Genomic DNA, 11,413 nt, shown 5'->3' with positions numbered 1-11,413 from the left:
TTTTTACTCGCTTTGCGAAGCCTCATCGCTCTGTAACTTCTTTTCATAATCACGCTTCACAATATCCAGCGCGCGCAGCACGGTGCGGGCTGGGATCTGATTTTCTTCCAGCAGCACAATCAAATCGACAGCCAGTTTGACATCGTCAGGGGCATTTTCCAGTGACATACTCTCTCCATTGCTAGCGGGTTAAGCGCGCTAGCCTGTTTTCGATTTTTTCCAGCGCATGGCGGCAGCGTGCCAGGCGCGCTTCATAGGCTTCCACTTCACGATGCAGCGTTTGCTGTTCCACGAGATCGGTCACCCGCGCCAGGCGGGCTCGACGTTCGGCTACCATCTCACGTAGCCGCCGCTCAAAATCCTGATGCTGAATACGTTTACGCTGCCAGCGGGCAATTTTCGGTGGCGCACTGTCCCACTCGCGTAGCGACCAGGCTGTGGCTTCACGCGCTATAGCCTCCAGTTGCGCCGCCAGATGTTCTGCCAGCCAGGCCACTTGCGGCAGCTGTTGCTGCTCAACCGCATGACGAAGCGCAGCCATGTTATCGCCCGCCTCATCGAGACAAGCCTGCAGTGTTGTCGCACGGGTCTGAAAAAGGTGCCTGTCAAAGCGGGCACTTAGCGTGGCAAATTGCGCTACCGGGGCACAACGCTGGCGCAGCGTGGCGAGCTGTCCTTCCAGTTTTTCCAGCAGCAGGGCGGTTTTCATGATAAGACCTCAATGAAAATGATAATTGTTATGCTAAAGTAGCCACTCTGTAAGCTGACAACACTCAATATGCAACGAATCATTTTAATCATCATTGGCTGGCTGGCGGTAGTGCTGGGTACGCTGGGCGTGGTATTACCGGTATTACCGACGACGCCGTTTATCCTGCTGGCGGCCTGGTGCTTTGCCCGTTCTTCCCCGCGCTTTCACGCCTGGTTGCTGTACCGCTCATGGTTTGGCAGCTATCTACGTTTCTGGCAGAAACATCATGCGATGCCGCGCGGCGTCAAACCGCGGGCGATTTTGCTTATTTTGCTCACGTTTGCAATTTCTCTGTGGTTCGTCCAGATGCCATGGGTGCGCATCATGTTGCTGGTAATTCTCGCCTGTTTGCTTTTTTATATGTGGCGAATTCCGGTGATTGATGAAAAGCAAGAAAAGCACTGAAGCACAACAATCGCAGTTGCAATTATTGCGTACAGCCAGTACATTCTGGCGTTTTCGAGCACAGGCGCAGGCGGTCAAAGGTTAAACAACTGTTACTTTTGATACGTTTAAAACGCGCCGTGAGTACCACCGTAACAAGCAGGCATACACTTATGACCGCGACTGCACAGCAGCTTGAGTATCTCAAAAATAGCATCAAAAGCATTCAGGACTACCCAAAACCCGGCATTCTTTTCCGCGATGTCACCAGCTTACTGGAAGACCCGAAAGCTTACGCTCTCAGCATCGACTTGCTGGTTGAGCGTTACAAAAATGCGGGCATTACCAAAGTTGTCGGCACCGAAGCGCGTGGCTTCTTGTTTGGCGCTCCGGTAGCTCTGGGTCTGGGCGTTGGCTTTGTACCGGTCCGTAAACCGGGCAAACTGCCGCGTGAAACCATCAGTGAAACTTACGATCTGGAATACGGCACCGATCAGCTGGAGATCCACGTTGATGCCATCAAACCGGGCGACAAAGTTCTGGTGGTGGACGATCTGCTGGCAACCGGCGGCACTATCGAAGCGACCGTTAAACTGATCCGTCGTCTGGGTGGTGAAGTGGCTGACGCTGCGTTCATTATCAACCTGTTCGATCTCGGCGGCGAGCAGCGTCTCGAAAAACAGGGCATTACCAGCTACAGCCTTGTTCCGTTCCCGGGCCATTAATTATCGCCAGTCTTGTGCTGCCCACGCTACGGACAGCACAAGATGTGCATTCAGCCTCGCCGTTCTGACGGGGCTGTGTTAGCATTACCCCTTCGTGAATCCACCTTCCAGCGTTTCAGAGCCTGCCAATGAGTTATCAGGTCTTAGCCCGAAAATGGCGCCCACAAACCTTTGCTGACGTCGTCGGCCAGGAACATGTGCTGACCGCACTGGCGAACGGCTTGTCGTTAGGGCGTATTCATCATGCTTATCTTTTTTCCGGCACCCGTGGCGTCGGAAAAACCTCTATCGCCCGACTGCTGGCGAAGGGGCTAAACTGCGAAACCGGCATTACCGCGACGCCGTGCGGCGTGTGCGATAACTGTCGTGAAATCGAGCAGGGGCGCTTTGTCGATCTGATTGAAATCGACGCCGCCTCGCGCACTAAAGTTGAAGACACTCGCGACCTGCTGGATAACGTCCAGTACGCTCCGGCGCGTGGTCGTTTCAAAGTTTATCTGATCGACGAAGTGCATATGCTGTCGCGCCACAGCTTTAATGCACTGTTAAAAACCCTTGAAGAGCCGCCGGAGCACGTTAAGTTTCTGCTGGCGACGACCGATCCGCAGAAATTGCCGGTGACGATTTTGTCACGCTGTCTGCAATTTCATCTCAAGGCGCTGGATGTCGAGCAAATTCGCCATCAGCTTGAGCACATCCTCAACGAAGAACATATCGCTCACGAGCCGCGGGCGCTGCAATTGCTGGCGCGCGCCGCTGAAGGCAGCCTGCGAGATGCCTTAAGTCTGACCGACCAGGCGATTGCCAGCGGTGACGGCCAGGTTTCAACCCAGGCGGTCAGTGCGATGCTGGGTACGCTTGACGACGATCAGGCGCTGTCGCTGGTTGAAGCGATGGTCGAGGCCAACGGCGAGCGCGTAATGGCGCTGATTAATGAAGCCGCTGCCCGTGGTATCGAGTGGGAAGCGTTGCTGGTGGAAATGCTCGGCCTGTTGCATCGTATTGCGATGGTACAACTTTCGCCTGCTGCACTTGGCAACGATATGGCCGCCATCGAGCTGCGGATGCGTGAACTGGCGCGCACCATACCGCCGACGGATATTCAGCTTTACTATCAGACGCTGTTGATTGGTCGCAAAGAATTACCGTATGCGCCGGACCGCCGTATGGGCGTTGAGATGACGCTGCTTCGCGCGCTGGCGTTCCATCCGCGTATGCCACTGCCTGAGCCAGAAGTGCCACGCCAGTCCTTTGCGCCCGTCGCGCCAACGGCAGTAATGACGCCAACCCAGGTGCCGCCGCAACCGCAATCAGCGCCGCAGCAGGCACCGACTGTACCGCTCCCGGAAACCACCAGCCAGGTGCTGGCGGCGCGCCAGCAGTTGCAGCGCGTGCAGGGAGCAACCAAAGCAAAAAAGAGTGAACCGGCAGCCGCTACCCGCGCGCGGCCGGTGAATAACGCTGCGCTGGAAAGACTGGCTTCGGTCACCGATCGCGTTCAGGCGCGTCCGGTGCCATCGGCGCTGGAAAAAGCGCCAGCCAAAAAAGAAGCGTATCGCTGGAAGGCTACCACTCCAGTGATGCAGCAAAAAGAAGTGGTCGCCACGCCGAAGGCGCTAAAAAAAGCGCTGGAACATGAAAAAACGCCGGAACTGGCGGCGAAGCTGGCGGCAGAAGCCATTGAGCGCGACCCGTGGGCGGCTCAGGTGAGTCAACTTTCGCTACCAAAACTGGTCGAACAGGTGGCGTTAAATGCCTGGAAAGAGGAGAACGGCAACACGGTGTGTCTGCATTTGCGCTCCTCTCAGCGTCATCTGAATAACAGCGGCGCACAGCAAAAACTGGCTGAAGCGTTGAGCACGTTAAAAGGTTCAACGGTTGAACTGACTATCGTTGAAGATGATAATCCCGCGGTGCGTACGCCGCTGGAATGGCGTCAGGCGATATACGAAGAAAAACTTGCGCAGGCGCGCGAGTCCATTATTGCGGATAATAATATTCAGACCCTGCGTCGGTTCTTCGATGCGGAGCTGGATGAAGAAAGTATCCGCCCCATTTGATCGTAAGCACAGCTTACGTTCGTCATCCTTAACGTGATTGAGAGAGAAACCTATGTTTGGTAAAGGCGGTCTGGGTAACCTGATGAAGCAAGCCCAGCAGATGCAAGAAAAAATGCAGAAAATGCAGGAAGAGATCGCGCAGCTGGAAGTGACCGGCGAATCTGGCGCAGGTCTGGTAAAAGTGACCATCAACGGTGCACACAACTGCCGTCGCGTAGAGATCGACCCGAGCCTGCTGGAAGACGACAAAGAGATGCTGGAAGACCTGGTGGCTGCAGCATTCAACGACGCGGCACGTCGTATCGAAGAAACGCAGAAAGAAAAAATGGCCTCTGTATCCTCCGGAATGCAGTTGCCGCCTGGCTTTAAGATGCCGTTCTGATGCAAACCAGCCCGCTGTTAACACAGCTTATGGAAGCACTGCGCTGCCTGCCGGGCGTTGGCCCGAAGTCGGCGCAGCGTATGGCGTTCACGCTGCTTCAGCGCGATCGTAGCGGCGGGATGCGTCTGGCGCAGGCGCTCACCCGGGCGATGTCGGAAATCGGCCACTGCGCCGATTGCCGCACTTTCACCGAACAGGAAGTCTGTAACATCTGTTCGAATCCGCGTCGTCAGGAAAACGGTCAAATCTGCGTGGTGGAGAGTCCGGCGGACATCTACGCCATTGAGCAGACGGGGCAGTTTTCAGGCCGTTATTTTGTGTTGATGGGGCACCTGTCACCGCTGGACGGCATCGGTCCGGATGATATCGGGCTTGATCGTCTGGAACAGCGTCTGGCAGAGGAAAAAATCACTGAAGTGATCCTCGCCACCAACCCCACGGTTGAAGGTGAAGCTACCGCTAACTACATTGCCGAGCTTTGCGCGCAATATGACGTGGAAGCCAGCCGAATCGCTCATGGCGTACCGGTTGGCGGCGAACTGGAAATGGTCGATGGCACCACGCTGTCACACTCCCTTGCCGGGCGTCATAAGATTCGTTTTTAAGCAAACGAGAGCAGGATCACCTGCTCTCGCTTGAAATTATTCCCCCTTGTCCCCATCTCTCCCACATCCTGTTTTTAACCTTAAAATGGCATTATTGAGGTAGACCTACATGAAAGGACAAGAAACTCGTGGTTTTCAGTCAGAAGTGAAACAGCTTCTGCACCTGATGATCCATTCTCTCTATTCCAATAAAGAAATCTTCCTGCGTGAGCTTATCTCTAACGCCTCCGATGCGGCGGACAAGCTGCGTTTCCGCGCGCTCTCTAACCCGGACCTGTACGAAGGTGATGGCGAACTGCGCGTTCGTGTCTCTTTCGATAAAGACAAGCGCACGCTGACCATCTCCGATAACGGCGTGGGGATGACCCGCGACGAAGTGATTGACCATCTGGGGACTATCGCTAAATCCGGCACCAAATCATTCCTCGAATCCCTGGGTTCTGACCAGGCGAAAGACAGCCAGCTGATCGGTCAGTTTGGTGTTGGTTTCTACTCTGCTTTTATCGTGGCTGACAAAGTGACCGTGCGTACTCGCGCGGCAGGCGAAAAACCAGAAAACGGCGTCTTCTGGGAATCGGCTGGCGAAGGTGAATACACCGTTGCCGACATCACTAAAGAAGATCGTGGTACTGAAATCACCCTGCATCTGCGTGAAGGCGAAGACGAGTTCCTCGATGACTGGCGTGTGCGTTCCATCATCAGCAAATATTCCGACCATATCGCGCTGCCGGTAGAGATCGAAAAACGTGAAGAGAAAGACGGCGAAACCGTTATCTCCTGGGAGAAAATCAACAAAGCGCAGGCGCTGTGGACTCGTAACAAGTCGGAAATCACCGATGAAGAGTACAAAGAGTTCTACAAACACATCGCCCACGACTTTAACGATCCGCTGACCTGGAGCCACAACCGCGTTGAAGGTAAGCAGGAGTACACCAGCCTGCTGTACATCCCGTCCCAGGCTCCGTGGGATATGTGGAACCGTGATCATAAACACGGCCTGAAACTGTATGTTCAGCGTGTGTTCATCATGGACGACGCAGAACAGTTCATGCCGAACTATCTGCGCTTCGTGCGTGGTCTGATTGACTCCAGCGATCTGCCGCTGAACGTTTCCCGTGAAATCCTCCAGGACAGTACGGTAACGCGTAACCTGCGCAATGCGCTGACCAAGCGTGTGCTGCAAATGCTGGAAAAACTGGCGAAAGACGACGCGGAAAAATACCAGACCTTCTGGCAACAGTTTGGCCTGGTACTGAAAGAAGGTCCGGCGGAAGATTTCGCTAACCAGGAAGCGATCGCCAAACTGCTGCGTTTTGCGTCTACTCATACCGATTCTTCTGCGCAGACCGTGTCTCTGGAAGACTACGTTTCCCGCATGAAAGAAGGGCAGGAGAAAATCTACTACATCACCGCAGACAGCTATGCGGCAGCGAAGAGCAGCCCGCACCTGGAACTGCTGCGTAAGAAAGGCATCGAAGTTCTGCTGCTTTCCGACCGCATCGATGAGTGGATGATGAACTATCTGACTGAGTTCGACGGTAAACCGTTCCAGTCGGTGTCTAAAGTTGACGAGTCGCTGGAAAAACTGGCTGACGAAGTTGATGAGAGCGCGAAAGAAGCGGAGAAAGCACTGACTCCGTTCATCGACCGTGTGAAAGCCCTGCTCGGCGAGCGCGTGAAAGATGTCCGTCTGACTCACCGTCTGACCGATACGCCAGCGATTGTCTCTACCGATGCGGACGAAATGAGCACTCAGATGGCGAAACTGTTTGCCGCAGCGGGCCAGAAAGTGCCGGAAGTGAAATACATCTTCGAACTGAACCCGGATCACGTACTGGTGAAACGTGCGGCAGATACTGAAGATGAAGCGAAGTTCAGCGAGTGGGTAGAACTGCTGCTGGATCAGGCGCTGCTGGCAGAACGCGGCACGCTGGAAGATCCGAACCTGTTTATTCGTCGTATGAACCAGCTGCTGGTTTCCTGATGTAATGCCGGATGACCTTCGTGTCATCCGGCATTTTTCTTTTCATTATCTGCACTTTCCGCAAATTATCTCGCCATTAACCGTTTCAGCCCCTGGTGCCTTTCTTGAGGCAATCGCCTGTTGGTGGTATCGTTTATCGCTTTTTCAAAAAATTCGACACATTTTAAGGGGATTTTCGCAATGCGTATCATTCTGCTTGGCGCTCCGGGCGCGGGGAAAGGGACTCAGGCTCAGTTCATCATGGAGAAATATGGTATTCCGCAAATCTCCACTGGCGATATGCTGCGTGCTGCGGTCAAATCTGGCTCCGAGCTGGGTAAACAAGCAAAAGACATTATGGATGCTGGCAAACTGGTCACTGACGAACTGGTGATCGCGCTGGTTAAAGAGCGCATTGCTCAGGAAGACTGCCGTAATGGTTTCCTGTTGGACGGCTTCCCGCGTACCATTCCGCAGGCAGACGCGATGAAAGAAGCGGGCATCAATGTTGATTACGTTCTGGAATTCGACGTACCGGACGAACTGATCGTTGACCGTATCGTCGGTCGCCGCGTTCACGCGCCGTCTGGTCGTGTTTATCACGTTAAATTCAATCCGCCGAAAGTAGAAGGCAAAGACGACGTTACCGGTGAAGAACTGACTACCCGTAAAGACGATCAGGAAGAAACCGTACGTAAACGTCTGGTTGAATACCATCAGATGACTGCACCGCTGATCGGCTACTACTCCAAAGAAGCGGAAGCGGGTAACACCAAATACGCGAAAGTTGACGGCACCAAGCCGGTTGCTGAAGTTCGCGCTGATCTGGAAAAAATCCTCGGCTAATCAAGCCGCAGCAGATCTGCTTTCGGGCAGGTCTGCTCATCCTCCTCAGGCAATACCTCTCACAGCAATTAGTTCTTCTTCTTCACTTTTCCGCTACAATTATCAACAAGTTGAATCGATAAGAGGCGGTAATGCGTCAGACTAAAACCGGTATCCTGCTAGCAAACCTGGGTACGCCCGATGCCCCCACACCTGAAGCGGTAAAACGCTATCTGAAACAATTTTTAAGCGACAGACGCGTGGTTGATACCTCACGGTTGTTATGGTGGCCATTGCTGCGCGGCGTGATTTTGCCACTGCGCTCGCCGCGTGTGGCGAAGCTGTATGCCTCTGTCTGGATGGAGGGTGGCTCGCCGCTGATGGTTTACAGCCGCCAGCAACAGCAGGCGCTGGCACAACGTTTACCGGAGACGCCCGTAGCGCTGGGAATGAGCTACGGCTCGCCATCACTGGAAAGCGCCGTAGATGAACTCCTGGCAGAGCATGTAGATCATATTGTGGTACTGCCGCTTTATCCGCAATACTCCTGTTCAACGGTCGGTGCGGTATGGGATGAACTGGCACGCATTCTGGCGCGCAAACGTAGCATTCCGGGGATATCGTTTATTCGTGATTACGCCGATAACCACGATTACATTAATGCACTGGCGAACAGCGTACGTGCTTCTTTCGCTAAACATGGCGAACCGGATCTGCTGCTGCTCTCTTATCATGGCATTCCCCAGCGTTATGCAGATGAAGGCGATGATTATCCGCAACGTTGCCGCACAACGACTCGCGAACTGGCTTCCGCACTGGGGATGGCACCGGAAAAAGTGATGATGACCTTTCAGTCGCGCTTTGGGCGGGAACCCTGGCTGATGCCTTATACCGACGAAACGCTGAAAATGCTCGGAGAAAAAGGCGTAGGTCATATTCAGGTGATGTGCCCGGGCTTTGCTGCGGATTGTCTGGAGACGCTGGAAGAGATTGCCGAGCAAAACCGTGAGGTCTTCCTCGGTGCGGGCGGGAAAAAATATGAATATATTCCGGCGCTTAATGCCACGCCGGAACATATCGAGATGATGGCTAATCTTGTTGCCGCGTATCGCTAAAGCTGAGCGGTAAAGAACTGAGCGCCGTCACGAAGAGCCTCGTCGGCGGTTTTCATCATCCGTGAATAATGCAAAAAGGCGTGCAGCGTGCCTGGGTAGAGTTTGAACTCACAGGGCTGCTGATGCGCCGCTAACGTCTGGTAAAGCAGACGGCTGTCATCCAGCAGCGGATCGAACTCCGCCCCGGCAATAAAACAGGGCGGAACTTCGCGAGTGAGATCATTATTAAACAGGCAGTAATACGGCGACTCGCGGTCCGCGTCGTTGCTTAAATACGCCTCTTCATACATCTGTAAATCCTGTTGCGTTAAGCCATCCCAGACACCGCCCAACAGACGACGAGTCACGGAATCCCGTAATCCGTAAAGCCCATACCACAGCAAAACGCCCGCAACTTTACCGCAATCGATCTGTTTATCACGCAACCACAACGCACTGGCGAGCGCCAACATGGCACCTGCGGAATCACCGGCAAAGCCAATGCGGGACATATTGATTTGATAATCTTCCGCCTGCTGGTGGAAATAACAACAGGCAGCCACAATTTCCTCTATCGCTTGCGGAAAACACGCTTCAGGTGAAAGGGTGTAATCAATGCCAATCACCGTACATTGGCTGTAGCTTGCCAGCAGGCGCATGATGCGATCGTGGGTATCAAGATTGCCGAGAATAAAACCGCCGCCATGCAAATAAAATAGCGTCGCCGGGCTATCTGGCTGCGGACAAAAGAGACGTGTTTCCACCTGCCCATATTTTGTTGGAACCATGTAAGCTCTGGTTGCCATTTCTGGAGCGCCCGCATTCCAGAATCGGCGCTCAAGCGTGTAATACTGTCGTTGCTCAGCAATCGTTCCCGTTGCGGGCCAGGGCGGTAAATCCGGCTGAAGAGTATTCACAACGGTCTTCATTTCAGCAGAAATAAGGTCCAGAACGGGTAATTTGTTTTCCGGCTTCATGCAAAAACTCCTTTCAAATTACGTCATTGTAAGGAACCACTGCCATGAAAATGCGATCCCGCCTGCTGATATTGAAACTGGCTGCGTCTCGCGCGCTCCCGTCAGATTGTGTTAACATTCGCCGCTCAGTTAACCACCCGTAAAAACAACCATGAAATTTCCCGGTAAACGTAAATCCAAACATTACTTCCCTGTAAATGCACGCGATCCGCTGCTTCAGCAATTCCAGCCAGAAAACGAAACCAGCGCCGCCTGGGTAGTGGGTATCGATCAAACGCTGGTCGATATTGAAGCGAAAGTGGATGACGAATTCATTGAGCGTTATGGATTAAGCGCCGGGCATTCACTGGTGATTGAGGATGACGTAGCCGAAGCGCTTTATCAGGAACTAAAACAGAAAAACCTGATTACCCATCAATTTGCGGGTGGCACTATTGGTAACACCATGCACAACTACTCGGTGCTCGCGGATGACCGTTCGGTGCTGCTGGGTGTGATGTGCAGCAATATTGAAATTGGCAGCTATGCCTATCGTTACCTGTGTAACACCTCCAGCCGTACCGATCTTAACTATCTACAAGGCGTGGATGGCCCGATTGGTCGTTGCTTTACGCTGATTGGCGAGTCCGGGGAACGTACCTTTGCTATCAGTCCTGGCCACATGAACCAGCTGCGGGCTGAAAGCATTCCGGAAGATGTGATTGCCGGAGCCTCGGCACTGGTTCTCACCTCTTATCTGGTGCGTTGCAAGCCGGGTGAACCCATGCCGGAAGCAACCATGAAAGCCATTGAGTACGCGAAGAAATATAACGTACCGGTGGTGCTGACGCTGGGCACCAAGTTTGTCATTGCAGAGAATCCGCAGTGGTGGCAGCAATTCCTCAAAGACCACGTTTCTATCCTTGCGATGAACGAAGATGAAGCCGAAGCGTTGACCGGAGAAAGCGATCCGTTGTTAGCATCTGACAAGGCGCTGGACTGGGTTGATCTGGTGCTGTGCACCGCAGGGCCAATCGGCTTGTATATGGCGGGCTTTACCGAAGACGAAGCGAAACGTAAAACCCAGCATCCGCTGCTGCCGGGCGCTATAGCGGAATTTAACCAGTATGAGTTTAGCCGCGCCATGCGCCACAAGGATTGCCAGAATCCGCTGCGTGTCTATTCACACATTGCGCCGTACATGGGCGGGCCGGAAAAAATCATGAACACTAACGGAGCAGGGGATGGCGCATTGGCAGCGTTGCTGCATGACATTACCGCCAACAGCTACCACCGTAGCAACGTACCAAACTCCAGCAAACATAAATTCACCTGGTTAACTTATTCATCGTTAGCGCAGGTGTGTAAATATGCTAACCGTGTGAGCTATCAGGTACTGAACCAGCATTCACCTCGTTTAACGCGCGGCTTGCCGGAGCGTGAAGACAGCCTGGAAGAGTCTTACTGGGATCGTTAAGTTATCGTCGGTTCGTAGGCCAGATAAGGCGTTCACGCCGCATCTGGCATTTTGCTCTCAATGCCTGATGCGACGCTGGCTGAACTGAACCCCAAAACCTGGACAGTTTCAGTTAACCGGCTTTTTGATACTCAGTCCGGTATTCTACCGGGCTGAGTCCCCCAAGACTGAGTTTTATTCTTTTTTGATTC

13 protein-coding genes and 1 other annotated feature are annotated in these 11,413 nt (G+C 53.5%); of the genes, 9 read left to right on the top strand and 4 right to left on the bottom strand.

The genetic code is table 11. The features are described from left to right. Positions 1 to 3 precede the first annotated feature (3 nt). Together rsmS and priC are read right to left on the bottom strand one after the other, a co-directional pair. Positions 4 to 168: a pleiotropic regulatory protein RsmS gene (gene rsmS, locus ACJHWK_RS19665; RefSeq protein WP_000051143.1), complete on the bottom strand. Its 165-nt coding sequence runs from the start codon at positions 166 to 168 to the stop codon at positions 4 to 6. A gap of 13 nt (positions 169 to 181) precedes the next feature. Continuing rightward, positions 182 to 709 carry a primosomal replication protein N'' gene (gene priC / locus ACJHWK_RS19660; RefSeq protein WP_001522038.1) on the bottom strand — a complete coding sequence of 176 codons (528 nt, stop codon included), beginning with the start codon at positions 707 to 709 and terminating at the stop codon, positions 182 to 184. A 69-nt stretch (positions 710 to 778) separates the two neighbouring features. Between priC and ACJHWK_RS19655 the strand changes: the two genes are divergently transcribed. The 8 genes from ACJHWK_RS19655 to hemH all read left to right on the top strand — a co-directional run bounded on the left by ACJHWK_RS19655 (position 779) and on the right by hemH (position 8,810). Beyond that, the gene (locus ACJHWK_RS19655) at positions 779 to 1,156 is read left to right on the top strand and encodes a DUF454 family protein (RefSeq protein WP_001188905.1); all 378 of its coding nucleotides are present in this window, start codon (positions 779 to 781) and stop codon (positions 1,154 to 1,156) included. Positions 1,157 to 1,308: 152 nt separating this feature from the next. Further along, on the top strand, positions 1,309 to 1,860 hold the full coding sequence (gene apt, locus ACJHWK_RS19650) for an adenine phosphoribosyltransferase (protein ID WP_000127356.1): 552 nt from the start codon (positions 1,309 to 1,311) through the stop codon (positions 1,858 to 1,860). A gap of 128 nt (positions 1,861 to 1,988) precedes the next feature. Further along, on the top strand, positions 1,989 to 3,920 hold the full coding sequence (dnaX, locus tag ACJHWK_RS19645; protein WP_000122011.1) for a DNA polymerase III subunit gamma/tau: 1,932 nt from the start codon (positions 1,989 to 1,991) through the stop codon (positions 3,918 to 3,920). Continuing rightward, positions 3,253 to 3,317, top strand: a sequence feature (DnaX frameshifting element). Its footprint overlaps the gene before it by 65 nt. A gap of 52 nt (positions 3,921 to 3,972) precedes the next feature. After that, positions 3,973 to 4,302, top strand: coding sequence for a YbaB/EbfC family nucleoid-associated protein (locus ACJHWK_RS19640; RefSeq protein ID WP_000467098.1), 330 nt, complete (start codon positions 3,973 to 3,975; stop codon positions 4,300 to 4,302). Beyond that, complete coding sequence (recR, locus tag ACJHWK_RS19635; protein ID WP_001195025.1) at positions 4,302 to 4,907, top strand: recombination mediator RecR; 606 nt, start codon at positions 4,302 to 4,304, stop codon at positions 4,905 to 4,907. The genes ACJHWK_RS19640 and recR overlap by 1 nt, the downstream gene beginning before the upstream one ends. Before the next feature lie 109 nt (positions 4,908 to 5,016). Continuing rightward, positions 5,017 to 6,891: a molecular chaperone HtpG gene (htpG, locus tag ACJHWK_RS19630; protein ID WP_000678201.1), complete on the top strand. Its 1,875-nt coding sequence runs from the start codon at positions 5,017 to 5,019 to the stop codon at positions 6,889 to 6,891. A 180-nt stretch (positions 6,892 to 7,071) separates the two neighbouring features. Next, positions 7,072 to 7,716 (top strand): adenylate kinase, encoded by a 645-nt coding sequence (gene adk / locus ACJHWK_RS19625; RefSeq protein ID WP_001220233.1) that lies wholly within the window; start codon positions 7,072 to 7,074, stop codon positions 7,714 to 7,716. Between the two features lie 131 nt (positions 7,717 to 7,847). After that, positions 7,848 to 8,810: a ferrochelatase gene (hemH, locus tag ACJHWK_RS19620; RefSeq protein WP_001250117.1), complete on the top strand. Its 963-nt coding sequence runs from the start codon at positions 7,848 to 7,850 to the stop codon at positions 8,808 to 8,810. Here hemH and aes read toward each other — a convergent pair. Then, positions 8,807 to 9,766: an acetyl esterase gene (aes, locus tag ACJHWK_RS19615; protein WP_000801805.1), complete on the bottom strand. Its 960-nt coding sequence runs from the start codon at positions 9,764 to 9,766 to the stop codon at positions 8,807 to 8,809. The genes hemH and aes overlap by 4 nt on opposite strands. 151 nt (positions 9,767 to 9,917) lie before the next feature. Between aes and gsk the strand changes: the two genes are divergently transcribed. After that, positions 9,918 to 11,222, top strand: coding sequence for an inosine/guanosine kinase (gene gsk / locus ACJHWK_RS19610; RefSeq protein WP_000671574.1), 1,305 nt, complete (start codon positions 9,918 to 9,920; stop codon positions 11,220 to 11,222). Positions 11,223 to 11,334: 112 nt separating this feature from the next. On the opposite strand, the gene ACJHWK_RS19605 is transcribed toward gsk, so the two are convergent. Then, a partial coding sequence (locus ACJHWK_RS19605) for an IS3 family transposase (protein WP_322967685.1) occupies positions 11,335 to 11,413 on the bottom strand: 79 nt, incomplete at its 5' end.

This window comes from Escherichia sp. WS547 (assembly GCF_046486065.1).
GTDB lineage: Bacteria > Pseudomonadota > Gammaproteobacteria > Enterobacterales > Enterobacteriaceae > Escherichia > Escherichia coli.
The sequence above is the reverse complement of the archived record's forward strand: the minus strand, read 5'-3'. Positions and strand labels throughout refer to the sequence as shown.